This window comes from Flavobacterium sp. FlaQc-57, from assembly GCF_044007395.1.
Classification (GTDB): Bacteria; Bacteroidota; Bacteroidia; order Flavobacteriales; family Flavobacteriaceae; genus Flavobacterium.
Map to the genome: position 1 here is coordinate 392,465 of NZ_JBIPDA010000001.1, position 26,471 is coordinate 418,935.

The following is a 26,471-nucleotide window of genomic DNA, read 5'->3' on the forward strand; positions in this document are numbered from 1 at the left end:
ATGAAGCTCTTTTTTATGAATTAACTTTATATTCTATATCTAAATACTAAATTATCTCAAGAACACATTAAACTTGTTCTTTTTTCCTTTTCTTTATTATTCTACTTCCAACAGAGTAAAGAACTATTAGTACTAAAAAATGTATCAAATAAGACTTAGGTTCACCATTACCGTTTACAACAGAAAAAACACGGTTCCATCTTACTTTATTAATACCACTGCCATCTTTATCCCAACTAAACCAAATGAAAACTGGTTTACCTACGACATGATCAAAAGGAACATATCCCCAAAATCTTGCATCTAGAGAATTTTGACGATTATCTCCCATCATCCAATAATAATCTTGTTTAAAAGTATAAGTAGTACTTACTTTTCCATTTATAACAATCTCATTACCATGAATTTGCAAATTATTATGCTCATATTCTGCTATAATTCGTTTATAAAGCGGAAACGTTTTTATATTCAATTGTATTGTTTTTCCTTTTTGAGGAATATAAATAGGTCCATAATTGTCGATATTCCAACCCAAAGATGGAATATGAGGAAATACCTTTCCATCTTCTCCCTTTGGCGACAGATATTTTTTAACTCCTTTTACAACTGGATTGGTTGCTATTAATGCGGCTTCTTTATCTGTTAATGTCAAAAAATATTGTCCTGTATTTGTCAATGCAAAAGCTCCATTATCATACTTCATCCCTTCTCGCGCGCCATATCGATGTACAAGCGCATCTTGACTAATTGCAATACCTTTTGTATCTACAATAAAATTATACTGTGGTTTTGCACTTTCAGGTAATTTATCCTTTTTACCATTGATGTAAATATCTCCATCACGAATTTCTAAAGAATCGCCAGGCATTCCGACACATCGTTTCACTAGATTTGTTTTTTTATCTACTGGCTTGTAATAATTTCTATCCGGATGAAAATTATCCATATCACGCAGCGTGTCTGCAGGCTGATTAAAAACTACAATCTCATTACGTTTAATTTTTTCTATTGAAGGAAATCTAAAATAAGGTAATTGAAACTTGTTTAATATTGATGTTTCTTTTTTTGTAAAATCATCATTGAATAAATATGATTTTACACCCGAAAAAGGAATTGAATCGTGCACCATTGGCAATGCAACTGTGGTCATAGGGGTTCTTGCTCCAAAATTAATTTTACTCACAAACAAATAATCTCCAATTAACAACGTCTTTTCTAACGATGAAGACGGAATCGTAAATGGTTGAATAATGTAGGTATGTACCAATGTAGCAACAATAATGGCGAATAAAAGAGAACTTACAGTTTCTTCTGTTTTAGTTTTTGGCTGTAAATCTTTGTTCTCATTATAGGTTAACTTATCAGAAGTATAGTTTAAATAGGTAATATAGAATCCTAGTGTTAGTAAAACCAATGCAGTATCCAATCTGGAGTTTTTACCAAAACTTCTAATAGTTTCCACCCAAACTACAGGAATCATTATAAGATTAATAATGGGGATAAAAAGCAAGAACAGCCACCAAGTAGGACGTTTTATAATTTTCATTAAAACAACTAAATTATAAATTGGAATAAATGCCTCTACGGGCTTTCTTCCTGCTTTTGCATAAAGCTTCCAGGTAGACAATCCGTGGATAAATAGCATTATTAAAATAAAAACGAGCCATTCTAATACATTCATACTTTTAATTTTTACGAGTTATTTTTATACAACAAACTGATATCGTATATGTAGTCATTTAATTAAATTGTTACAGAAACCATCAATAAAAAATATTTTAACCTTCTTGTTTGTATCTAAATTAACTTAAAATCATTAAAACAATATTCCCTTAACTTTTGTCTGTTAATCGTCAATTATTGAACAAAAGAATGTTTTTTTAAATGTTTATTTATAACTAGTAACTCCGTTTTTTTCTCTGTAAAAATTAGACATATAAAACATTGATTATCAAAAATATTTCCCGAAATTTGTTAGTAAATCAACCCTATTTTACATGAAAAATTGGGTGTTTTTAAAAGCAAATCCTAAAAAGAGAATCCCAACAATTGCTTTTTAAAAAACAGACCCAAAAAACCGCAGCACTTTTATTTCAAAAGAAGACAAACTAGAAAAAACTCAAAGATGACATTTTGAACATCTGTTTAAAGAAAAAGCGTTTTCATTTAGTTCAATCAGCTTATAAAACTCGTTCTCTAGTATGAAAATAACGAAGCACTCTGGCCACAAAGTACCTTTCGATAAAGACAAATTAAAACTTTCTCTTGAAAAATCAGGAGCTAGCAGTGATCTTATTGAAGAATCATTAGCCAAGATCGAAAAACAAATGTATGATGGTATAACCACAAAAGAGATCTACAAATTAGCTTTTGATATTTTGAAAAAAGCATCAAATGGACATGCGGCACGTTACAACATTAGATTGGCATTACAAATGCTTGGTCCCGCAGGTTTTTTCTTTGAGAAATTTATTTCTAGATTGTATGCTGCAGATGGATTCAAGACGAAAACAAACTTAACGCTACAAGGAAAATGTGTATCACATGAAGTAGACATTGCAATCGTAAAGAACAATGTCATTTCTATGGTCGAGTGTAAATTTCACGGCAGCAGAGACGGTTCTACAGATGTAAAAGTTCCAATGTACATCCTTTCGCGTTTCAACGATCTTAAGGCAAAACCGCAAAATATATTTTCTAATAGCGAAACTATTAGTTCCTGTATTATAGTTACCAATAATCGCTTTACAAAAGACGCTCAGGATTTTGCTAACTGCAGCGGAATCTCGCTTTTAAGCTGGGATTATCCACAAAATAACAATATTAAAAATAAAATAGATAAAGGAGCTCTTTACCCCATTACCTGCCTCACAACATTGTCAATGGTTGAAAAAGAGAAATTACTTCTTCTGGATCAACTACTTGTAAAAGATCTTATTGACGATCCGCAAGGTCTCGTAAAAATAGGACTTAGCGAAAATCGGATTAAAAATATATTGCAAGAGGCTTCACAACTTTGTAAACATATTTAAAATGAAAATAAAATTTATAGGAGGCGCCGGAACTGTAACGGGTTCAAAAACCCTCATAGAAACTAATGGTAAAAGAATATTAATTGATTGTGGTCTTTTTCAAGGTCTAAAATCGCTCCGTGAACTTAATTGGGATCCCTTACCTATTTTACCGTCTACAATAGATTGTGTTCTATTAACCCATGGTCATCTTGATCATTGTGGCTGGCTGCCCAGATTAGTAGCTCAAGGATTTAACGGTAAAATATATTGTACCGCTCCGACCAAATCGATAGCTAAACTTGTTCTTCTAGATAGTGCTAAAATTCAGGAAGAGGAAGCAAACAGAGCCAACAAAGAGCAATACTCTAAACATGAAGAGGCTGAACCTCTATATACATTGCAACAAGCTGAAGCTGTTTTTTCTTTATTTAAAGTTGTACCACCAAATAAATCAGTTATTGTAGAAGACGATATCACTGCCGTTTTTGAAAATGCAGGACATATAATTGGTGCCTGTAGCATTACGGTAACTGCTGAGGACAAAACTTTAGTTTTTTCCGGTGATATTGGCCGTGATGACGATGTATTGATGTTTCCTCCAACAAAACCTGTAAAAGCCGATTATATATTTCTGGAGAGCACTTATGGAAATAAACTGCATCCTGATTTGGATGTAAAGGAAGAATTAGAAACATTAATCAATACTACCATACAACAAAAAGGAACAGTAATTATTCCTGGATTTGCTGTAGAGCGGGCACAATCTATAATGTATCTCATATGGCAACTTAAAAAAGAAGGTCGGATTCCAAATATCCCTTATATACTTGACACTCCAATGGGTGCCAACGCATTGCACGTTTTTTTAGAGAATTTAGAATGGCATAAACTTTCAGCAAATGATTGTCATGAAATGTGCAAAATGTTTACCATCGTCTCTGAGTTCGAGGAAACCATTCGCATTATTGATAACCCTGAACCCAAAGTGATCATTGCTGCAAGCGGCATGGTAACAGGAGGACGAGTATTATCTTATTTTGAACATTATATAGGTATCGAAAATACTGCCGTTATTTTTGTAGGTTATCAGGCCGAAGGTACCCGCGGAAGAAAACTTCTAGAGAAAGCTAAAGAAATAAAAATATATGGAAACTACTATAATGTAAAAGCGAAAATCTTTCAAATCGAAGGGCTTTCTGCTCATGGAGACCAAGAAGATCTTTTAAACTGGCTGTCTGCTCTTAAAAATGCTCCTAAATGTATCTATTTAGTACACGGTGAAAATCTTCCGGCAGATGAACTCCGAATTCAAATTCAGAAGCGATATCATTTTAAATGCAATGTTGCTATGATGGGAAATGAAATCGAAATTTAGAGTCAACGTTGTGTAAAAAATATATTTTATATTTTTTTTTACTACAAAGAACGCAAAGATTTCATCTTTAGAATACTTCTACAAGCGCAAAGTTCGCAAAGCAAAGTCAATCACAAAGCTTTGCGAACTTTGCCTTTTTATAAAAGCTAAGAGTAAAAAAAACTTTGCGCACTTTGCGGTAATTTTTTTTTTCCGCATTTAACGTTAATCAAAATTTAGCTTTAATCTATAACTCCAATAAAAAAAGCCCACTTCGTTATGAAATGTGCTTTTTGATATGATAATTTATACGATTAGTTCAAATCGTTGAACTCGTGTAATGATTTTAATGTGCTTTCGTAAAATAAAATTGCAGCAATTAAATTTCCTTTATCTGAATAAGGCATCATTTTTCTTTGAAACTCTACTGTTGTATCTAAGAATGTTGTTGTACCAACAGCCTGAACATCTAATACTTTTTTGTGTTCGTTATCGTCTGGAATACCTAAATCTGCCATTGTAACTCCTGGTTTTGTAACCAAAGCAATGTACGGCAACGTTTTTACTAAAACTTTAATACGCTCAATGTATAATTCTAAAAGCTCTCCTTTTTGCATACCACTCAATTCTTTTTGATCATGGTATTTTTTAATTAGCGCTGTTGTACTAATAATACTTCTTGGAGCATTTTTTGCCTGTGCTGAGATAGCACCAGTTGTTAAAAAGAAAAGGAAACATAGTAAAATAGTAGTATTCTTCATTTTAATGTGTAGTTGGGGTTGTTAAGAAAACAAAAATATATAAATTAACTTAAATTGCAATTTTATTAATTTCTTTTTTTTATAAAGAATTTAACAAGTATAGCATATTATCTTATTTAGTAAAATTGACTTATGACTTGATTATTCTAAAACGACTAGGATACTTAATCCATATACTTTTTTTATTGCCATAATAATCCATAAAATCTTCACAAACAAAAACCGCATGTGCTGTTGACCAAGCTACAACGCCACAAAATTCGCTGCCTGATTGTCGCTTTAACTTTTGTATTTGTTTACCTAGTTTAAATCCTAAATATTTATAAATCGTTGGAGTATAAACTGAACCATCTTCTAAATCTTCTAATGCTTTATCAAAAGTGGCTTCCTTATTAATAATTTGCTTGTACTTTGCCATCACAGCATATGTCAATACTGCGTAATCCTTTATTTTTTCGCTGTCACAATTATCTTTGATATAAACAAAATCTGCAGATACTTTTGCTCTCTTTATTTCATCATTTTTCAGATTGAACGATGCATTATTCTTTAATGTAATTTTATACAAACTATCATCTACTTTTTCAGTTACAAAAAGATTATCTAATCCGTAAACATTTAAAGAAGCTTTTATAAAAGCAATCGACGAACAATTTGTACGTTCTCCTTGTTTAAAGCTTTCGAATATTTTATCTGAGCTCAATTGTGAATATGAGTTTGAACAAAAAAACATTAAAAGTAAAAATATTGAAGTAACAGATTTCATTGTCTTTAGATTTTAAAATTGTTTCCCAACTAATCTTTGGAAAAAACAGATTTTACAAATCTATAAAAATCAACGCATAGTTTTTTTACTTTTTAAATTTTATCAAAAATTAAAATTTACTTTTAAAAATCCCTGAAACTTGATGTTTTGGATCATAGCGCATTGCTGTGCACAAACAATTTTTTCCTTGTTTACTCTTTAATACGGGACAATTTACGCAGGATTTACAATCTTCCCAGAAAACCTTATCATTAGTCAACTCTGAATAAGTTACGGGTTCAAAACCCAGTTCATGATTCATTTTCATTACCGCGAGTCCGGTAGTGAGACTAAAAATAATGGCATCAGGATATTTTTGACGGCTCAACCAAAAAATTTTTCTTTTAATTTTTCTGGCAAGTCCGGTATGTCTGAATTCAGGCGCTACGATCAATCCGGAATTAGAAACATATCGACCATTTTCCCATGAAGAAATAAAAGAAAAGCCTGCCCACCTTCCATCTGATGTAAAAGCAATAATTGCTTCGCCTTTTTTCATTTTTTCTTCGAGCGATTTAGAAGAACGTCCTGATATCCCCGTTCCTCTCGCTATTGCAGATGATAATGTTACATCGCAAATTTCCTTTATCCAAAATATATGATTGGCATTAGCAACTTCAATCGTAAAATCTATTAAATCATTACGTTCGTGATTGCTTTGTAATAAAGTTTCTTTAACTGAACATTCTAAAGTATTTACTTGATTTTTCATATTTGATTAGGCATATCTCCTATTTTATTTTTGATGAACTGGAAATACCTGATGTTATTTCCAAAACATATACCAATATCATTATCACAATAAAACTCTGCACATTAAACCCTATCTATAAACCACTTACACATAAAACAAGCCTTTCTTCTTACTGATATTCCTTCTCAAAATGATACGATTTTATCATTTTGAGATAAATTGTGATTTATCTTTAAGGGGATTCTGCTTCAATTCTTAACTCATTTTGTACTGGCGCTCTTTTGTCTTAAATTTGTACCACTATTACAAACTAGCAATACGATTTATAATCATTGCTTTATTAATATTACAACGACGAAGTTTCTTCTAAAAAAAGAAGAACCATAAGCACCTGAAAAAAAATTGGAAGTAAATAAAGTGGAAAATGAAGAAGGAAGCTGGACGACTTGTCCGGAATGTCAGGGACGCGGCAAAAAAAGCCAAAGACTCAGCAAGAAAATAAGACTCCACTATCAAATGGCATTAGAGCAATTTGAAAAATCAAACGGCGAAGGAATACCTCCGGTTCGTCCCAAAGCTCATTTATCGACATGTTTAAACTGTTCAGGATCTGGATTGCTTCGTTCTGCAAATCCTCCTGTGGCAGATACTGAAAATTATCCGCATATTGCTATTATTGGTGCCGGTATTGGTGGCGTTGCGCTTGCTGTAGCCTGTTTGCACCGTGGAATTCCTTTTACAATTTATGAGCGCGACAACAACTTCGATGCTCGATCTCAGGGTTACGGACTTACGCTGCAACAAGCTAGTAAAGCCATTGAAGGACTGGGAATTTTCGATCTTAAAGATGGCGTTACTTCAACCAGACATGTTGTACATACTATCGACGGAAAAGTAATTGGCGAATGGGGAATTAGAAAATGGATTCCATCAGATATAAAAACATCTCCAAAACGTACCAATATACACATTGCACGACAATCTTTGCGTTTAGCTTTACTCGAGCAACTAGGCAAACATGATGTTGTACAATGGGGATATCAGTTAATAGATTTTAAGAAGTGTGAGGATGAAACTGTCGATCTAAACTTTCAGGTTGACGGAAAAATAAAAAACTTCAAGGCTGATCTTGTGGTTGGTGCCGATGGTATTCGCAGTGTTGTACGAAAATTATTGATTGGTGAAGAACTTACTCCTTTGCGTTACCTGGATTGTATTGTAATATTGGGTATTTGCGATTTGAGTGATCTTAAAGCAATCGATAGTGAATTATTAGATTCGGCTACAGTGTTTCAAACGGCCAATGGTAATGAACGAATTTACATGATGCCTTATAAATCAGATTCTGTGATGTGGCAACTTAGTTTTCCAATGTCTGAAGACGAAGCTAAAACATTAAGCGCTCAAGGACCTCAAGCACTAAAAGACGAAGCGTGCCGCCGAACCCAATGGCACAGCCCTATTCCGCAGATTTTAGCCGCAACTCCAGAAGCTAATGTTTCTGGTTATCCTGTATACGATCGAGAATTACTTACACCCGATTTATTACAAAAAGACGGTTCCATAACTCTTATTGGAGATGCTGCTCACCCAATGAGTCCGTTTAAAGGACAAGGTGCCAATCAGGCATTATTGGATGCACTTTCACTGGCTCGCGAAATTGTAAAAGAATGCAGACCTCTATCGGAATGGAGAAAAGCGGGAGTACGAAAAAGTGTCTTGAATAATTTTGAAAAAGAAATGCTAAAGCGAAGTGCCACTAAAGTAAAAGATTCAGCCGATGCTGCAAAGTTTCTACATTCTGACATTGTGCTTCATGAAGGTGATGAACCAAGAGGAAGATGTATTAAAAAGAAAAACAAATGATCTCATTTGTCATTCTGAGCGAAGTCGAAGACACTCCAATTGGAACGAGGACTTCGACTCCGCTCAGCCTGACATACAGGATGCAAAAAACAAAAAATCTGGTTTATTTTACTACGTAATTAATTTTATTGGCTTCACAAACCCTAAAATAGCCAAGTACAAAATTGTCAGCATTAGTAGTATTGATAATATTGCCTCTTATATTGCCTGGTGTAGCGGCAAAAGGATTTGAGTTTGTTACTTCCAAAATTAAATTCATATAATTATAAAAGTTTTTAGAAACACCGCGATGTGTTATGTCAAGAACTATTCCCGGCTTTAGATCTGCATCTGAAAATTTTTCAACTATTTCATTTCCATTAACAAATTCATCACTTGTTGATGTGTACTCTGGAAAAGCAGACAATTTACTTTTATAATCTGTCAGATAATAATTAGCCTGATCAGCTGGGTCTTTATAATAAAATGATACTACAATAAGATCCGGTCCCGATATATCTGGCATAAATTCCTGATCTATCCTTTCAACTGGTGGCACGGCAATTAGTTTTTCTGTAGCTGTTAAAGTTTGTCCATCAACGTTTACAAATAATTTGTATTCCATATTAATAGCAGGAACAAAATTAGAACAAACATATAGACCCGGTTCAGATTCATTGAATGTAAAAACAACGCCGTCACTATTTTCAACTCTTACCTGTGCTCCTGAAACCTTTGGCGTGGTAGGACTGTAATAAGGAGCCATTCTGGTAATTTTTATTGACTGTTGATTACCACTTGTTCCTTTTTCCCAAATAATCTCTGCGTCGATCACTATTTTAGGATCTCCGTTTTCTAAATCAAGTTCAACAACCTTGTCGCAAGACAAAAAAAGTAAAACAAAAAGAAGACTAAATAAAGTAAATGCTTTACTTTTTAAATTGTATTTTTTTAATCTTAGCATACTAATTAAAATTTAAAATTATAAGAAACACCAGGTACTAATCCATAAATAGACAGTTGTCTGGACTCATTTGCTCCTGTATCGTTATTTTGTGAGAACGTCATCGAAGCAGCATTTTGCCTGTTATAAAGATTATAAATACTAAATACCCAGTAACTCTGCCACCCACTCTTTTTATCTGGTTTAGGTGTGTAGGTTGCACCAATATCCAAATGATGATATGCAGGAAGTCTGTTTGAATTTCTCAACGTATAATTAGGTACATTTCTTCCGCCAAATTCATAATAACCGTTTGGATATGTTACCGGCTGACCTGATTGTAAGGTAAAATTAGCATTAAAGGACCATTTAGGATTGAATTCATAATTTGCAGTAACATTTAGATTGTGCAATTTATCATATCCTGATAAATACCAATTTCCATTGGCAATCCCAGGTTCTTCGGGCGTTCTTCCCGGTGTTTTTTGTTCTGCTTTAGATAATGTATAAGCAACCCATCCTGTAAAACGACCTGTATTTTTTCTGAATAATAACTCCATACCATATGATCTTGCTTGTCCGTTCAGGATATCCTGTTCGATATTATTATTACCCAATAAATTGGCACCATCGATATAATCAATACGGTTTTTAATTTTTTTATAAAATAATTCTCCTTCAAAAGAGTACTCGCGTTCTTTAAAATTTTTGAAGTATCCTACCGCATATTGATCCAGTAATTGGGGTTTTGTAAAAGGTCCGCTTGGTGTCCAGATTGTCATAGGCAACGGAGCACGGGCATTCGACAACATATGAATATATTGTGCCATTCTGTTATAACTTGCTTTTACAGAAGTTTCATCATTAAAAGCGTATGATAATGCCAATCTTGGTTCAAAATTATTAAAATTGCTAATGGATTTTCCTTTTCCGTAATAGGTACTTCCAATTGGCGTTGCTTCTTCGTAAATATGATATATCGGATTATAGACTACCGCTTCTCCATTTGCGTAAGTACTGATAGTTTCACCACCCAAACGATTAAACATACTGTAACGAAGTCCGTAGCGAAGATTTAATTTTTCTGTAACTTGATTCTCAACATCCAAATATGCAGAAGTTTCCAGAGCATATTTTTTATCTAATTGATTGTAATTGTACTGCGAATCAACACCGTACGGTTGTACAGTTCCCGGATTAAAATCATAATACAAACCGTCTATACCATAGTTAAGTTTAAAATTGTCTGATATCGTTTGGTTCCAGTTGTATTTTAAACCGTAATTGGTGATCTTACTGTCCCATTCAAATTTTTGAAAGGGTATCTGAAGATTAAATTTATAATCACTGTAAAAAACAGAAAGGTTAGTATTTAAATTGTCTGAAAATTTATGTTTCCAGCTAAACGTTCCCATTGTATTACCGTAGGTAGTGTTGAAAAAATTATTAATATCAAATAAATCATTTCCCGTATAACCGGAAAAAGAAATACTATTATTAGCTCCCAATCGATAATTAAACTTGGCATTAATATCATAAAACATAACAGAACTCTTAATATCTGTAAGTTTTAAAAATAGATGAGCATAAGAAGCGCGGCCAGCAATAATAAACGAACCAACATCCTTTTTTAAAGGACCTTGCACTAAAAGTCGGCTTGAAATTAGACCAATACCTCCGTTTACTTTATACTCATTAAGATCTCCTGTTTGCTGACTTACATCAAGAACTGAGGAAACACGTCCTCCAAATTTAGAAGGAATTCCTCCTTTGTATAAATCTAATCCGCTAACGATGTCTGCATTAAAAATAGAAAAGAAACCAAACATATGTGAATCACCATATACGGGAGCACCATCTAAAAGAATCAAATTCTGATCGGCTGCTCCACCACGCACATTAAAACCTGATGATGCTTCACCGGCATTTGTAACTCCTGGCAAAGTCAATAATGATTTTAGAGGATCCGGTTCGCCCATCGCAGTTGGCAGTCTTTTAATTTCAGCCATTGAAAGCTTATTGACACTCATTTGAGTATTTCTTACATCAACTGCCTTGCTTGAGGTTACAACCACCATATCTAATTCATGGCTGTCCTCGTCCATATTAAAATTTATACGTGTATCATCAGAAATTGTAATTTGTTTTTCCTTATTTCTTAACCCCACATAACTAATTTGAACAGTATAATTTCCATTATCCAATTCCATTGTAAACATTCCGTTTTTATCTGTTGTAGCACCAGTAGAAGTCTCTTTGATAAAAACATTAGCCCCAATTACAGGCTCTCTACTTTCGTCGAGAACCTGTCCTGTAAGCTTATTTGTTTTTTTAGTTCCTTTTGCGGGTTTATGTTTTACAAAAATATTATTCCCAACAATCGAAAACTGAACTAATGCATTCCTATTAAGCTCATTAACAAGCTCTTTTACTTCAATATTATTATAGGTACTTTTCTTGGTAAAATACTTTTGAGAAGTATCGATTTGACCTGTAAAGGCAAATTTAAAGTCCGTTTGATTCTCAATTTGTTTAAAGAAATCTTTTAGAGTAACTGTTTTATCTACAGTTACGGTCACCTTTTGGGCGAACACAGATAAACTGAATAAAAAAAAGCACGCTGAAATTATATGCTTCATGAAATTTTGTATTTTTGAAAATTATTAAATGGGATAGTTTTTCTATCCTGAACAATAGGAAGGATGTTTAGTTTCGCGGCTAGTGCATCCTTTTCTTTTCTAATGAAAAGTAATCTGTTTTAGTTTTTCATTTATTTCGTAGTTTAGGTTATACATTTCTGATATTAATTGGATAATCGTTTTTAAATCTTCTTTTTTATTGATACGAATTGTAATTTTTTCGTTTGAATATTCTTCAGGCAGAATTACTTTATAACCATAATTCGACTCAATGTAAGTACCAACAATGCTTAGTTTTTCGTCTTCAAAATCCATAAATCGGTTAAATTCTGCTACTTCAGCAACTTTGTTTCCGTATGTGAATTTCTCGCCGGACTTCAAAATCCATTTTTTATCCTGATTGGCTACGCTCATTTCGACACTTCCTTCAAAAAGCTGTACTATTACACCATTTTTGTCTTGCTGAGTTACAGTAAAAGATGTCCCTAATACTCTAGTTGTTGTTTTATTACAAAAAACCTGAAAAGGATGTTTTTTATCTTTTTTTACTTTAAAATAAGCTTCACCTTCCACTTCAATCTTTCTGTTACTTTCAAAGTTATTGGCGTATCTAATTTTAGCATGTGGACTCAAATCTACCTTTGAACTATCGGGTAAGAAAACAGTTTTTATTTTTATAGTTGTATTTTCGATTACGTTTGAACTAGCAAAAATTTCATCCTGTAAAGGATCACTGTTAAAATAAGTTCCAATTCCAACACTCAGGAAAATCAAAATTGATGCTGCAGCTGCGTAACGCCAGATTTTAAATTTCTTCTTCTCTGCAGGAAATGCTTTCGATTGAAACGCTTCCCACGAAGCTTCTTTTTCAGTATCAGAATGCGAAACGGGCGTTTCATCCCATATTTTTTTTAACTCGTCTTCTATTTTTTTATCATTCATATCTTTGGGGCGTTAAAGTTTCTGACAATAAAATCCTTGTTTATTAAAAACACCATAAACCATTTCTTTGATCTCTCTGTTGGTTTCGATTTTTAGAATATGATTAGAGTCTTCTAAATCAAAATTCATAATACAATCAGAAATAACAAATTGAAGAAGTGCAACAATAAACCTTGCGTCTTCTTTGGTTTTAATATCTGTTTTATAAGCTTCAATCTTCATTTTTATGTTTCCGTTTTATATATAACAAACGAGAACATAAAAGTTCCTAATGGTTTTCGACTTTTTTTCGAATAAATTTACTGGCAAGATAAATATGATTGGCAATGGTCTTTTCAGATAGATCCGTAATTGCTGCAATCTCCTTATAGCTAAGGTTTTCCAGTTTGTGTAGTGTATATATTTTTTGTTGCTGTTCCGGAAGCAGATTTATGAAGGAATATAATTTTTCTTGTCTTTCTTCAAAAATTCCTGTTTCAATCTCTTCTTCTTCAATTTCAACTTGCAAAGGGTTAAGCTGAATTATTTTATTTTCCCGGTTTACATGATTAATAATTATGTTCTTGCATATGGTAAACAATTGTTTATCAAACAAAACATCTTCATTAAGCAATTCTCTTTTATTATAAAGTCTTAAAAAAGTTTCCTGAACAAAGTCTTGTGGAGTAAGAACCGTGAAGTTAAAACGTTTGGCAATGTTTACCAGTTTATCGTAGTAATTGAGATAAGCCTCCTTGAAAGAAGCTTCATTACCTTTTTTTAAACTTAAAATAAACTTTCTATTGTCCATAACGCAAATATGATAATTCGTCTAAACTCAGTATAAAAATAGCATTACACTTTTAAGTTTGAAGCTTAAGACTGTTTTAATCATTTTTTTCAGAAATCTTAAGCTGCAAAGAACAGGAATTTTTCTCTAAATTTATTTATCCTAAAAATATTGTTTGTAAAAAACCTTACTAAAGCGCCATAACATTATTTATTGTCCTTTAAAAATTTGAACTACATTAGTCAAAAATTACCTTTTTAATAATACCACACATGAACATCGATTTAATTTTGGATAAAATACACGTACTTCCCGAAGTATCAAAAAGTGCATTAAAAGCATGTGTCACTGAAATCAACTATCCAAAAGGACATATTTTACTAAGAGCCGAAAAAATTGAAACCAGCATTTATTTCATCAAAAAAGGAATTGCCCGTGCATACGCCAACAGAGATACTAATGAAGTTACTTTTTGGTTTGGTAAAGAAGGTGACACACTTTTGTCGATGAACAGCTATGTTGCCAATAAAAAAGGTTACGAAGATGTTGAACTACTCGAAGATTGCGAACTCTATCAATTGAAAACAGAGCAATTACAATCGCTTTTTGACAGCGATATTACTATCGCTAATTGGGGCAGAAAATTTGCCGAAAAAGAACTACTTAAAACAGAGGAACGCCTGATATCCCGACAATTTCGAACTGCTACAGAACGTTATGCAGAATTACTGCAAAACAATCCTGATTTACTTCTCCGCATACAACTAGGACATATAGCGTCTTATTTGGGCATCACTCAGGTTAGTTTGAGCCGCATAAGATCTGAAATAAAATAATTTCATTTTTTAACATTTGTAAAATTTTGTCCACTTATCATTTCTCAACTTTGCATTAAAATAATAAAGAAATGAATTGGATTTTATTGGTTATCGCGGGATTATTTGAGGTAGTCTTTGCCTTTTGTTTAGGAAAAGCAAAAGAAAGCACAGGAAACGAAATGTATTTATGGTATGTGGCTTTTGCTATTTCGATTACAGTAAGCATGGGACTTTTGATTAAAGTAATACAAACGTTGCCTATTGGAACTGTTTATGTGGTTTGGACAGGAATTGGTGCTGTTGGAACTGTACTGCTCGGAATTCTGGTTTTTAAAGAACCTGTAACTTTTTTAAGGATACTTTTTCTAAGTACATTAATTGGTTCTATTATAGGATTAAAAGTCGTTTCGCACTAAAAAAAGATCTCATTTCATTGCGAAATGAGATTTTTTTTTCAATCCAAATACCACAACATCAGTCTTGCCATTTACAAATTAAACTGAATTTATCATCCATTAAATACAACATTTTTCAAAGATTCTGTGCTTTCAGAACGGTCTAAAAAATTTAAAATCCTTATATTTACTTTTTGGTTGGCAAAAATACAGTACACTAATAGTCAATTTCTTTAGTGTCAGGCCAATTAATTTTAAGCAGTCAAGATGGAAAAATATATAGAATCAGTAACATCATTACCACTGATTAACAACACAATACCAAATAGTTTAATAACAAAAGCCGATTTATTACCAGATCCTGAATCTCAACTAGATTCTATGGAAAGGAAAGAAAACCCTATTGCAGATTTTAGCATTCCGTTTAGAGATTTAACGAATTCTGCAAGTAAAAAAGAAAGCATTGCCCGACTTATTGATAAACTAGATGTTGAAACCAACATTAGATATCAAAGAACAGTTGAAGACACTTATTGCAATGTATATTCTTACGATTATTGTTATTTCAGTAAAGTCTATCTACCAACTGTTTGGTGGACACCACAAGCACTGGAAAAAATACTGAAAGGACAAGAAGTTGAAGCCGTTTTTGAGCAAACTGTAGATCGCATTTATTCCAGTGCTTTAACCGATTGGTTTGTAGAATGGGGACCTAGTTTTGGATGGAAAAGAATGCTCTCTGTTGATGATATTCAAAATGAAGTAAATAATAATGGCGGAATTGGAATAATTTGTGCCAAAAGAAGAGAAAAAGGACTTTCCGGGCATATTGTTCCCGTGGTTCCGGAAACTGATGAAAATAAAGCGTATCGAGAAAATGGCATAGTAGTCTATCCCTTACAGTCACAGGCCGGAAAGGTAAATTATAATTATTTTTCAGAAGTTAGAAAAGATTGGTGGAATGACGAATTATACTCCTCTCACGTCTTCTATTACCATGAATAATTAAATTTTTCTTCTTATTGTTACAACGCTCAAAAATTTTATTGATTTTCAGCGTGTTACCCACTTGCAAATCACAAAATAAATAACTACTTTTGCAACTTAGAAAAAACAGGAATAGCAGATATTACAAGTAAGCTATTCATCTGCTTAAATTATTGATATAAAAGTAATTAATAACGATTCTAATTTTATAAGCCCTTTATAAAGTTTTACTTTTTATCAATCTTTCAGTCGATACAAATGCAAAATTTCTGAGACTCAAATATATACTTACAGTTTTAAAAGTAAATGAACTTTTTTTAATGGAAGCGATAATTATGCTTGACCCATTATCATAAGGTTTTGCTGTCTCTGGTTTTCAACCGACTAGATTTGTATTTGCGAATAAAAAAACAATTATTAGAAAAATTTAATCAACCATAAAAAAGAAAATTAGTATAAATGAAAGACAATCAGACAAAAAAGTATTACTGGGGAATAGGATTAGAGAATGAAACCTATATGCAATTTGAAGACCCCCTAATAGTTTCTGGTGAATTTATACAAGAAAAAATTGGTTTTGAAAAATATAGTATTGACTACAGAAAATGTTATAAACCGGAAAGTTTAGCGCCAGTATTAAAAGAAGCTTTTGGCTTGACCAAAAACTATAAAGTGAGCCGAATGATGAACAGTCATTCACTTGAAAAACTGGATATCAACTTCCAACACAAAACATTATCAGTACAAAAAACAACAAGTGATACAACAGAAACTGTTGAAGCAAACACACAACCACTTGAAAATCCTGAATATCTTGGAAAATCGATCATGGAACTTTTCCTTGAGGATCAACCTTACAATATTCAAAGCATGATTACCCAACGCAATAAAACAATGGGGTCTGTACATTTTGATGGTGACTCTATCGAATTTGTAACCAAATATTTTGAAAATCGTACAGTAACAGAGTCGTGCAAAGAATTAAAAGCGACCAAAAAGCTTTTCCTTGATAAAATCAATGAATCATCTGTATTAAATGAAAAATTAAATTTTCCGGATTACAACAATGGACTTAATATGTTCATGACCAATCAGGAAAATCTGGTTTTATTTAATAACGGAACGTATCACTTTCATATCACATTGCCGTCATTAACGGAAGACAGTAGAATTGTTGATTACAATGATTTCGAAAAAACACATGCCAATGCCATTTATATGCTGCAATGGTTTGAGCCTTTCTTTATCGCAACTCTTGGAAGCCCTGATATTATGGGCGTAATAAGTGACACTTATAAACTGGACAAAAAATTCACTTTGGGTTCTATGCGCAATGCAATGTCTCGTTACATAGGCGTAGGAACTTATAACAAAGCGATGCCAAAAGGCAAAATCCTGACATACAAAGTAGATGATTTTAGAAAATTGTTGAAATTTGAAAAAGACGAAAATATCTGGTGGAGAGATCAGATAGAAGCTGATATGGAATACGAAATGCTCTCTGAAGTAGGTCTTGATTTCAATCAGGAAAAAATGTATCAAAGCGGTTTTGAATTCAGAAGTTTTGACGAATTTCCGGCAGAGTATTTAAATGATGTTCTTTTTTCAATTATTCTAATTTGCGAGCATTCATTAAATTTACCTGATATTCAGTGGGGACATGATAGTAAAGCTTGGAATAATTTGGTTTTTAAAACTTTAAAAATGGGTTATTTAGCTGAAATCAATGCGGATGAAAAACAAGAAGTTTTAAATCTTTTACAATTACTAAATCCATCAGGTGATAATTACGAAACATTAAAATCTGAATTTGAAGCTATTGTCATGCTAGATGAATTTTTCTTTAAAATCCTGGCTGTTTTACATGATAAATACAAAGACAATAATGTTTGTCTGGATGCCATGTACGGACAAAAAACAACTTCTCCGCCAAAATGGGATAACTTTAATAAATACCAGACAGAGAGACATTTGAAACAAATTGGAGCTTTCTGCGAGAATTAAAAATTACAACAACATATATCGTTGATTTTCAACATAAATAAAAACAGGCAAATTCATTAGATGGATTTGCCTGTTTTTTGTTTGGCAAAGCGCCTATTTATATTGTAAAAAATGAAATATTGAATTAGTAATAACTTTATTAAAAAGGTAATATTTCTCTATAAAAACTCACAAAATGGAATTTCAGATAAAAATAAGTGCTCTTTAGTAATTAAATTCTACTAAAAAACACGTAAATTTATGTTTTAAAATACATTTTTATGAAAAACTACGTACTACTTTTTGTTTCTGTTTTAGCATTATCATTTAATTCTTGTACAACAATGAAGGACACCGCAAAAACTGATGATCTATACAATACTTCATGGGAACTGGAATATATCACCGGCCCGCGTATTGCTTTTGAAGGATTGTTCCCTGACAAAAAACCATTTATCAAATTTGATAAAAGTAAAAGTGAAGTCTATGGAAATGCAGGTTGCAACGGATATACTTCTCCGGTTACTATAAAAGGAAAATCGCTTTCATTTGGTGATCAAGGCGCAACAACAATGATGTATTGTGAAGGTGGCGGAGAACAAGTGTTTTTGCAAACAATTAAAAAGATTGACAGTTATTCTATCGATAAAGACGGAAAATTGAACTTGATTGCAAATAACATCCCAATGATGAGATTTAAAAAAGTTACTAAATAATTAACGCAACAACAGTTAATTATCCCAGAATAAAAAAACAAAATCCTTCAATAATATTGAGGGATTTTATTTTTAATTTATTCTCTATAAAGGCAATAAATCATATAATTAGATGTTTTATAAATAGCCGTTAATGCATTTAAATTAACGACTCATTTGTTTTATTAATATTAAAAAAAGTATGAAAAAGATATTGTTCCTAGTTGTAATAATTGGTGCTTCACTACATGGATACGCACAAAAAGAGCTGAATGGTAAATACAAACCAATTCAGTCTAAAAATTCAGAAATTAAAGACGTACCTCCAACAAATACACCACCAACCGTAGATCCGCCTCCTGTAAAAGAACCGACCGTTTTAAAAATTAATCCGGAAGACCTTTACAAGAATAATAGTCTGTACAAACCTGAAGCGAATGTTGAAGGGATTTTTTACAGAAGAAATGAATATTTGGGCGGTTTTGTAACCAATTCATCTGTTTCTACAGTTCGTTATCGTGACGCCGCTTTTGTAGATGGTGATAAAATCAGAGTCTATTTGAATGATAAAGTTATTGAACCCGAAGTAAGCTTAAATGGTGAATTTCAGGGATTCAAAATCAATTTAGTAAAAGGAATGAACAAAATTGACTTTGAGGCTTTAAACGAAGGATCAGCTTCACCAAACACAGCCGAATTTCAGGTTTATGATGATAAGGGTGCCGTTATCGAAGCAAGCCAATGGAATGTTGGTACAGGATATAAAGCAACTATAATATTGTATAAAGAGTAAAATTAAAAAAGCCCAATTCATTTAGAATTGGGCTTTTTACCTATAAAATCTTTTCAAAACCAATCTATTTAACACTAATAACCACTTTTCCTTTTGTGCGTCCGCTTTCTACATAAGACAATGCTTCGTTAGTTGCTTCAAAAGGAAAAACTTTATCTACAACCGGTCTGATTATTCCAGCTTCTATGAGAGTCGTAATTTTACTTAATTGTTCTCCGCTTGCCCTCATAAACAAAAACGAATAATCGATATTTAGTTGCTTTGCTTTTTTACGAACACCGGAACTTAAAAGTGATAATATAATTTTCACAAACCAAGGAGCTTTAATTTCCTGAGCGAATTGAGGTGTTGGCGGGCCGGAAATAGAAATAAGTTTACCGCCTGATTTTAAAACTCGTAATGATTTTTCGAGAGTTTGTTTATCCTGGCTATTCAAAGCAACATCGTAATTATTCAAACTCTTTTCGAAATCGGCATTCTTATAATCAATAACATAATCTGCGCCCAAATCTTTTAATACATCAAAACTTTTGGTGCTTGCAGTAGTCGCAACTGTAGCGCCCAAATGTTTAGCGAGCTGAATTGCAATTGTCCCCACGCCTCCTGAACCAGCCTGAATAAATACTTTTTGTCCCGCTTTTACTTGTGCTTTTTCAACTAAAACCTGCCATGCTGTTAAAGCAACTAACGGAATCGACGCTGCCTCTTCCATAGTGAGATTCTTAGGTTTCAATGCCACATCTTTCTCATTTATTGTGATAAACTCTGTAAATGTACCAATGCGATGATCTGCTGGTCTGGCATAAATTTCATCGCCAACTTTAAATCTTTTGACTCTTTTTCCAACCTTAGTAATGATACCTGCAACATCATGTCCTAAAATTAACGGAAGCTTATAAGGTAAAATGAGTTTAAACTCTCCAGTCTTTATTTTAGAATCTAACAGATTCAGTCCCGATGCATGAATTTCGACCAAAACATCATTGTCTCCAACTTCGGGTATTGGCACATTCTCTAATTGTAACGGCTCATTTTTACTATACTTATGAATTACAAATGCTCTCATTTTATAAATTTTAGAATATAAATTAGTAGCTCAGGCGCGCGTAAATCTTCTTAGGATTGACCAAATCAAAAGCTAATTTAGGAAAAAAACGATTTATAAAATACAATAGCTTGGTATCGCCTACCCTAATAGTAAATCGATCTTTTTTAATTCCGGAAATTAACGCGTTTACCAATTGCTCCGGAGTTATTTTTTTATCATTTCGTTTAGCAGTCATTTCAGTAGCAACGAGCGGCGGTAATAATTCAAATACTTTTACAGAACTCTTGAGAATTTCTAAATCTTTTCTCAATATTTGAGTATAAAAACTCAATGCTGTTTTAGTCGCCGAATAAGTGGGTTCTTCTAAAGCAGGGATCATACTCAAAATAGACGTCGTATTGATAATCGCACTTTCCTTTCGCGATTTTAGCATGTTTATAAAAAGAGTATTCAATCGAATAACCCCAAAATAATTAACGTTCATTTCATAAATTGCATTCTTCAGAATCTGATCGTTTGCATTGCCAAGATTTAGAGCTTCAGTTCCCACTCCTGCATTATTGTACAAAATATCAATTCCACCCAAAGAAGCAACCGTATTAAAAAGTGATAGCGCATCAGCTTCATTATCAACATCACTTTTTATCACTACTAAAGCTGGAAAAGCTTTTTTTGCTGCATCTAATTTCGCTTGATTTCTACCCGTTATAATCACTTTGGCGCCTTCAGCTAAAAACTGCTTCGCCGACTCTAATCCAATACCAGAGCCACCTCCGGTAATTAATATGGTTTTGCCTTTTATATTCATAATGTCTTTATTAAGCTTCTTTAAAAAATTGTTTCGTATCGCCAACCGGTACATCAAATAGATTTTTCTCTAAAGCAATCAATAACTCATCGGCCACTTCTTCTGGCGCAATCCCATCAGCACCACCAATTCCGGCAGAAAACTCGGTATTTACCAAAGGAGGATATACTTCATAAATCTGCAGATTTTTTTGCTCTTCATAACTGTATCTTAGCGCGACAGTGTAACTGTGTAATGCTGCTTTTGTCGCACCATAAGTAGGCAAAAATTTATGGCTGCCAAAAACAGCAATAGACGAAATATTTATTACAGCTGCTTCCGTTTTTTGGATTAAAAGCGGTAACAAAAGCTCCGTAAAATGAATGACACTAAAGTAGTTCGTGTTCATTTCAATCGCCGCTTTTTCGTGAGCGTTCAAAGTTTCATTCAACAAATAACCAAATGCTGCACCAGCATTATTAATAATGATATTTACATCAGAATGATTTTCTTTCAAATGTTTTGCAATACGAATTCGGTCTGCTTCTACTGATAAATCGCCTTGAATTGCAACGGCATTATCCAATTGTTTCAATGCATTTTTCAAACGTTCTTCATTACGTCCGTTAATAATAATTTTATTGCCGGCGGCACTTAATTTTTTAGCAATTGCTAATCCTATTCCGGCACTTCCTCCACTGATAAATACTGTATTTCCTGTTGTTTTCATTTTATATATTGATTTAAATTAAAAATTCTAGTGTTATTTTTCTATTTTTTATTTGTTTCTAAATTTTAACAAATATACTTTTTAGTCTATTTTATAATATACCAAAAAGTATATTTTATTACAAAAAAAAGGTCAGAGCGAATAGTGCTCTAACTCCATTTTTAAACTTTTTAATAATCCCTGCATTGGTTTAGCTGTTTCCATAACTCTGCACATTACAATTCCACCTTCTATAGCAGCAACCATTTTGAAAGCAAAAACAACTGGATCAAGATCCTTTGAAAATTCACCAATTTGGATTCCTTCCTGAAGCAAACTCGTAAGCTCTTCCTGTCCCGTTCTCAATACCTTCGCTACTTTCTTTTTCATAACCGGATAATTATCATCTGATTCTACAGCTGTATTGAATATTGGACAACCTCCAGAAATAAAGGTATCAATCGGGTTTTTATAAAAATCTATAAAGGCAATCAACTTTCCCTTTGGACTTTTTCCCTTTGCAACCGCTTCCCTAATTTTTTCAGAGACTTTTTTTAGTGCCAAGTCTATAACTTGCTCAGATAAATCTTCTTTGTTTTCAAAATGTCCGTACAAACATCCTTTTGTAAGCTTTGTCGCTTCCAATACATCATCAATATTCACTCCCGAAATGCCTTTCTCGTTATAAAGCGGTACTGCAGTTTCTAGTATGAATTGTTTTGTTTTTTCGGCTTTTGTCATCATCACATTCTAAATTAGAGTACAAATATACTAAAAAGTATATTTTAAAAACGTATAAATATAGAAAAATTTTAAAAAACAGTCTTTTAGAACCATGATTTACTGTAATTTAAAATGCTTCAATCCAAATTCTCACCCTTTTCTACCGTACATTAATACCCTTTTAAAGGAATAAATTGCAGGAAGTTTTGGGAAATTCGCTGCTATCCTCTCTTTATAAGTTTGAATAAAAAGAGCTTGCTCCTCGCCTTCTAACCTTTCGATATACGGAATCAAAGCAGAACCCGAAATGAAATTATAAAGCGTTTCATGATCGTTCGCAATTATTGGATAAACCTTCTGCTGAATTTGAATATTCTCAAGACCGCCATCAAAAAGTATTTGCGCGTATTCGTCGATACTCAAAACTGGTGATTCTCTTTTAAAACCTTTCAAGAACGATTTAAAAGGTTCTTCGTTAACCAATTCTAGAAGGATTTTGTTAAGTTTATTTTCAGGCTGAACTGGCATTTGTACTGCAAATTGCCCTTTCGGTTGAAGATGCTCTAATAATTTAGCGAACAATATTTCATGATCATTCGACCATTGCAAAGCTGCGTTACTAAAAATCAAATCCCATTTTTCACCTGACGCTAAAGTTTCTTCTGTGGTTGCCTGACGAAAATGTAAATTATCCGTTCCTAAAGCTTTTGATTGTTCCAGCATTTCTGCCGATGAATCAATACCCAGAAAATCAGCTTCCGGAAACTTATTGGCTAAAATTGCCGTTTGCTCTCCCGTTCCACAACCCAAGTCAATAGCCTTCATTCCTTTTTCAGGTTGAATAAAATTGGCCAAATCATAAAATGGCTGATATCGAATGTTTTTGAATTTATTATAGATTTCCGGATTCCAAGGCATTAGCAAAAGATTTATGATACACTAAGATACAAAATTATTACCGCGTTTTCTGTCTTGAGTTTTGCAACCTAATGTACTATTGTGAACATATCAATGTTCTGGTGCGAAAAAAAAATAACCGCAAAGAACGCAAAGTTTCTTACTCTTAGCTTTTATAAAAAGGGCAAAGTTCGCAAAGCTTTGTAATGACTTAGCTTTGCGAACTTTGTGCTTTTAGAAGCATTCTTAGATAAAACCTTTGCGTTCTTTGCGGTAAAAAATAATTAATGAATATTTTTTATGTTTCTCCACGGGTTTTAAAATTAATCCTTAACAGATCAACGTTAATGTTTGTGAATAGATCAAAAATTTTACCGCAAAGAACGCTAAGTTTTTTTTTACTCGTAGCTTTTATAAAAAGGCAAAGTTCGCAAAGCTTTGTGTTGACTTAGCTTTCCGAACTTTGCGCTTTTAGAAGCATTCTTAGATAAAAATCTTTGCGTTCTTTGCGGTAAAACTTCTTTTATGTTTCTACATTAATAATTGTTAACATTATGCAAAAATGGCTCAAAGAATTATTATTAGCACTATTTTTATGCCATGAGACTAAAAAGCTTCGCTATTTTCTTCGGCTATCTTAAACAGCTTTTGTTAGTGGTGGGTTTATTGTATGCTTTTTCTAATTGTCAGGTAAAAAAAACAATTCTGCATTTTGCTTCGATAGAATCTCCCGAAGTTTCTCAAAAAAACCAAACTCAATTACCCGTTCAGGAGTCTTGCAGCAATAGTATACTCAAGAAAAACTCTATTACAAAAAAAGCAGTTTCGGTATCGCAAATACCCTCAATTTCAAGAATTCAGCCGTTTTATTTCGAAGCAAAAGAATGTACTGCTTTTAATAAATTACAGATTCCCTCTTCGTTTGAGTTCAATAAAAAATCGATCACTTATCCTGCTTTGTTTATAGTATTTAAAAATATAAAAATTGCTCCGTCAGTTGTTTCTAACCTGGCTTAAAACAATTTATTATTTTTAAAATTACATATAATGCAAAATCAAAAAACTTTTGATGCCGCTTCTATAACCACTTTAGCTTTGCGATTGGTTGTGGGCTGGACTTATTTTTCTGCCTTTTGGAGGCGACTTATCTTAGAAAACAAATTAATACCTGATGAAGCTGGTTATATTGGCGAAAAATTCAATCATTTTTTACCCAATTCACTCGGTTTAAAACCCATTATAGAATATTTAGTAACACATCCTGATGCCTTATGGATTAATATGGTTGCTTTTACCATTATCGAGGGAATTGTAGGATTGGCAATGATTCTAGGCTTTTTTACGCGATTAATGAGTATTGGAATTTTCTTATTGGCTTTAGGAATTCTATTAGCTTCGGGCTGGATTGGAACTACTTGTCTGGACGAATGGCAAATTGGAATTTTAGGATTAGCCGCCGGATTTACTTTGTTCTTAACCGGAAGCAGTTACCTTTCTTTAGATTCTTATTTTATAGAAAAAAAGGCTCGTTTTACACAAACAAAATGGTTTAGATTCTTGGGTTCCGGAGAATTAAAATTAGCTTCTTACAAACGAACTCTTTTAATTATAGTCGTTTTTATTTTTGGACTTACTTTATATACTAATCAATATTTTCACGGCGGTGTTTTTGGGACTTTGCATAATAAATCTGTAAAACCTAAACTTGAAATTAACGACTTAAAAATAGACAATAACAAATTGAGTTTCGAAGTCTATCGTATTGAAGGCGTAGACGTTTATGGTTCGTTTTTAATTGGAATTACGCTTCAGGATGCATCCGGAAAAAATCTTGTAGCATTAAACGGAAGTGATTTAGCCAAACTATCTCCTGAAACGATTCATAACCATTATGTCGCAAAAGTAAAACCTGGTGCGCACAGCTTGGTTATTCCGCTTGGAGCGAAAGCTACAATTAAGATTCCGATCGAGAATTTTGATGTTCAGAAAGGTTCTTATACGCTTACCTTAACAGATATAAGCGGCTTGACCTGGAGTGCTCAATTATAATTTCAGAAAAACCGTTTCATTAATTTGAAACGGTTTTTTTATGATTTTAATATTAGAAATATGATAGCAAAACCCAAACCCTCATTTTATTGACTTACATCAAACTTTATCATAGTAAACAAATCTAGCTTTGCTGTTCTTAAATTTAAAATGTTCAAAATAAAATGATAAGCACACTAACCTATCCATTAGAAAAATTTGGCTTGACCAGTATAAAACGTGTCGAAAATGCGCTCCAACAATTGCAAAACGGAAAAGGCATCTTATTAACCGACGATGCAAACCGCGAAAATGAAGGAGATTTAATTTTTTCGGCACATGCTATGACCGTTCGTGATATGGCGATGATGATACGTGAATGCAGCGGAATTGTTTGTCTTTGTCTCACTAACGAAAAAGCAGACCAACTCGAATTGCCTTATATGGTAACTGAAAATACGAGTAGTTTTCAGACTCCTTTTACAATCACGATTGAGGCTAAAAATGGAGTTACAACCGGAGTTTCGGCAGCAGATAGAATTACAACTATTCAGGCGGCTTGTGCTATAAATGCTCAGGCTTCAGATTTGGCAAGGCCTGGACATATTTTTCCGTTACGTGCAAAAAACAATGGTGTTCTTGAGCGAAACGGACACACTGAAGGCAGTGTCGATTTAATGAAATTAGCGGGTTTGCAACCTGAGGCTGTTTTATGCGAATTAATGAATGAAGACGGCAGCATGGCAAAATTGGACAAAATCATTAGCTTTGCTGACCAGCACGATTTGGTAGTATTATCTATAGAAGATATTATTTATTACCGCAAATTTGTGAGAGATTAT

Annotated in this window: 25 protein-coding genes and 1 pseudogene; 12 read left to right on the forward strand and 14 right to left on the reverse strand. The window is 33.0% G+C overall.

All coding sequences use genetic code 11. The annotated features are described in order from the left end of the window. Nucleotides 1-67: 67 nt before the first annotated feature. Nucleotides 68-1,681, reverse strand: a complete 1,614-nt coding sequence (gene lepB / locus ACHRVZ_RS01610) for a signal peptidase I (protein ID WP_395420343.1) — start codon at nt 1,679-1,681, stop codon at nt 68-70. A gap of 520 nt (nt 1,682-2,201) precedes the next feature. Here lepB and ACHRVZ_RS01615 point away from each other — a divergent pair. Both ACHRVZ_RS01615 and ACHRVZ_RS01620 read left to right on the forward strand, forming a co-directional pair. Then, nucleotides 2,202-3,032 (forward strand): ATP cone domain-containing protein, encoded by an 831-nt coding sequence (locus tag ACHRVZ_RS01615; RefSeq protein WP_395420344.1) that lies wholly within the window; start codon nt 2,202-2,204, stop codon nt 3,030-3,032. Between the two features lies 1 nt (nt 3,033). Next, on the forward strand, nt 3,034-4,389 hold the full coding sequence (locus tag ACHRVZ_RS01620; RefSeq protein ID WP_395420345.1) for an MBL fold metallo-hydrolase: 1,356 nt from the start codon (nt 3,034-3,036) through the stop codon (nt 4,387-4,389). A gap of 293 nt (nt 4,390-4,682) precedes the next feature. Here ACHRVZ_RS01620 and ACHRVZ_RS01625 read toward each other — a convergent pair whose 3' ends face one another. From ACHRVZ_RS01625 to ACHRVZ_RS01635, 3 genes are all read right to left on the reverse strand, one after another. After that, nucleotides 4,683-5,129 carry a hypothetical protein gene (locus ACHRVZ_RS01625; RefSeq protein WP_395420347.1) on the reverse strand — a complete coding sequence of 149 codons (447 nt, stop codon included), beginning with the start codon at nt 5,127-5,129 and terminating at the stop codon, nt 4,683-4,685. Between the two features lie 130 nt (nt 5,130-5,259). Then, entirely contained in the window at nt 5,260-5,895 is a 636-nt protein-coding gene (locus ACHRVZ_RS01630) for a hypothetical protein (RefSeq protein ID WP_395420348.1), read from the reverse strand. Between the two features lie 109 nt (nt 5,896-6,004). Next, on the reverse strand, nt 6,005-6,646 hold the full coding sequence (locus ACHRVZ_RS01635) for a GNAT family N-acetyltransferase (protein ID WP_395420349.1): 642 nt from the start codon (nt 6,644-6,646) through the stop codon (nt 6,005-6,007). 384 nt (nt 6,647-7,030) lie between these two features. On the opposite strand from ACHRVZ_RS01635, the gene ACHRVZ_RS01640 reads away from it, so the two are divergent. Then, entirely contained in the window at nt 7,031-8,494 is a 1,464-nt protein-coding gene (locus ACHRVZ_RS01640) for an FAD-dependent oxidoreductase (protein WP_395420351.1), read from the forward strand. A 103-nt stretch (nt 8,495-8,597) separates the two neighbouring features. Here ACHRVZ_RS01640 and ACHRVZ_RS01645 read toward each other — a convergent pair whose 3' ends face one another. The 5 genes from ACHRVZ_RS01645 to ACHRVZ_RS01665 form a co-directional block, all read right to left on the reverse strand. Next, nucleotides 8,598-9,437, reverse strand: a complete 840-nt coding sequence (locus tag ACHRVZ_RS01645; protein ID WP_395420353.1) for a DUF4249 domain-containing protein — start codon at nt 9,435-9,437, stop codon at nt 8,598-8,600. A gap of 5 nt (nt 9,438-9,442) precedes the next feature. Further along, nucleotides 9,443-12,055: a TonB-dependent receptor domain-containing protein gene (locus ACHRVZ_RS01650; protein WP_395420354.1), complete on the reverse strand. Its 2,613-nt coding sequence runs from the start codon at nt 12,053-12,055 to the stop codon at nt 9,443-9,445. A 99-nt stretch (nt 12,056-12,154) separates the two neighbouring features. Next, nucleotides 12,155-12,997, reverse strand: a complete 843-nt coding sequence (locus ACHRVZ_RS01655; RefSeq protein ID WP_395420356.1) for a FecR family protein — start codon at nt 12,995-12,997, stop codon at nt 12,155-12,157. Nucleotides 12,998-13,009: 12 nt separating this feature from the next. Continuing rightward, a complete protein-coding gene (locus ACHRVZ_RS01660; protein ID WP_395420358.1) occupies nt 13,010-13,219 on the reverse strand; it encodes a hypothetical protein in 210 nt (69 codons plus the stop codon). 46 nt (nt 13,220-13,265) lie between these two features. Beyond that, entirely contained in the window at nt 13,266-13,787 is a 522-nt protein-coding gene (locus tag ACHRVZ_RS01665) for an RNA polymerase sigma factor (RefSeq protein ID WP_395420359.1), read from the reverse strand. 251 nt (nt 13,788-14,038) lie between these two features. Between ACHRVZ_RS01665 and ACHRVZ_RS01670 the strand changes: the two genes are divergently transcribed. From ACHRVZ_RS01670 to ACHRVZ_RS01695, 6 genes are all read left to right on the forward strand, one after another. Beyond that, entirely contained in the window at nt 14,039-14,602 is a 564-nt protein-coding gene (locus tag ACHRVZ_RS01670) for a Crp/Fnr family transcriptional regulator (RefSeq protein WP_395420361.1), read from the forward strand. 71 nt (nt 14,603-14,673) lie between these two features. Then, nucleotides 14,674-15,000 (forward strand): multidrug efflux SMR transporter, encoded by a 327-nt coding sequence (locus ACHRVZ_RS01675; RefSeq protein WP_041518880.1) that lies wholly within the window; start codon nt 14,674-14,676, stop codon nt 14,998-15,000. Nucleotides 15,001-15,246: 246 nt separating this feature from the next. Then, a complete protein-coding gene (locus ACHRVZ_RS01680; RefSeq protein WP_395420363.1) occupies nt 15,247-15,984 on the forward strand; it encodes a hypothetical protein in 738 nt (245 codons plus the stop codon). A gap of 441 nt (nt 15,985-16,425) precedes the next feature. Continuing rightward, on the forward strand, nt 16,426-17,970 hold the full coding sequence (locus ACHRVZ_RS01685) for a hypothetical protein (RefSeq protein WP_395420364.1): 1,545 nt from the start codon (nt 16,426-16,428) through the stop codon (nt 17,968-17,970). Between the two features lie 260 nt (nt 17,971-18,230). Then, nucleotides 18,231-18,665: an META domain-containing protein gene (locus ACHRVZ_RS01690; protein WP_395420366.1), complete on the forward strand. Its 435-nt coding sequence runs from the start codon at nt 18,231-18,233 to the stop codon at nt 18,663-18,665. Between the two features lie 181 nt (nt 18,666-18,846). After that, entirely contained in the window at nt 18,847-19,437 is a 591-nt protein-coding gene (locus ACHRVZ_RS01695) for a hypothetical protein (RefSeq protein ID WP_395420368.1), read from the forward strand. Between the two features lie 64 nt (nt 19,438-19,501). Here ACHRVZ_RS01695 and ACHRVZ_RS01700 read toward each other — a convergent pair whose 3' ends face one another. From ACHRVZ_RS01700 to ACHRVZ_RS01720, 5 genes are all read right to left on the reverse strand, one after another. Further along, nucleotides 19,502-20,503, reverse strand: a complete 1,002-nt coding sequence (locus ACHRVZ_RS01700) for an NADP-dependent oxidoreductase (RefSeq protein WP_395420370.1) — start codon at nt 20,501-20,503, stop codon at nt 19,502-19,504. A gap of 22 nt (nt 20,504-20,525) precedes the next feature. Next, nucleotides 20,526-21,293, reverse strand: a complete 768-nt coding sequence (locus ACHRVZ_RS01705; RefSeq protein ID WP_395420372.1) for an SDR family oxidoreductase — start codon at nt 21,291-21,293, stop codon at nt 20,526-20,528. A gap of 10 nt (nt 21,294-21,303) precedes the next feature. Next, nucleotides 21,304-22,002 (reverse strand): SDR family oxidoreductase, encoded by a 699-nt coding sequence (locus tag ACHRVZ_RS01710; protein ID WP_395420373.1) that lies wholly within the window; start codon nt 22,000-22,002, stop codon nt 21,304-21,306. Between the two features lie 132 nt (nt 22,003-22,134). Next, nucleotides 22,135-22,725 (reverse strand): TetR/AcrR family transcriptional regulator, encoded by a 591-nt coding sequence (locus ACHRVZ_RS01715; RefSeq protein WP_395420375.1) that lies wholly within the window; start codon nt 22,723-22,725, stop codon nt 22,135-22,137. Nucleotides 22,726-22,854: 129 nt separating this feature from the next. Continuing rightward, entirely contained in the window at nt 22,855-23,622 is a 768-nt protein-coding gene (locus tag ACHRVZ_RS01720; protein WP_395420377.1) for a methyltransferase domain-containing protein, read from the reverse strand. A gap of 579 nt (nt 23,623-24,201) precedes the next feature. On the opposite strand from ACHRVZ_RS01720, the gene ACHRVZ_RS01725 reads away from it, so the two are divergent. The 3 genes and pseudogenes from ACHRVZ_RS01725 to ribB all read left to right on the forward strand — a co-directional run. Next, complete coding sequence (locus tag ACHRVZ_RS01725) at nt 24,202-24,618, forward strand: hypothetical protein (RefSeq protein ID WP_395420379.1); 417 nt, start codon at nt 24,202-24,204, stop codon at nt 24,616-24,618. 30 nt (nt 24,619-24,648) lie between these two features. Next, complete coding sequence (locus ACHRVZ_RS01730; RefSeq protein ID WP_395420381.1) at nt 24,649-25,650, forward strand: TQO small subunit DoxD; 1,002 nt, start codon at nt 24,649-24,651, stop codon at nt 25,648-25,650. A gap of 164 nt (nt 25,651-25,814) precedes the next feature. Next, nucleotides 25,815-26,468: pseudogene (gene ribB / locus ACHRVZ_RS01735) on the forward strand (3,4-dihydroxy-2-butanone-4-phosphate synthase); the annotation flags it as partial. Between the last annotated feature and the right edge of the window lie 3 nt (nt 26,469-26,471).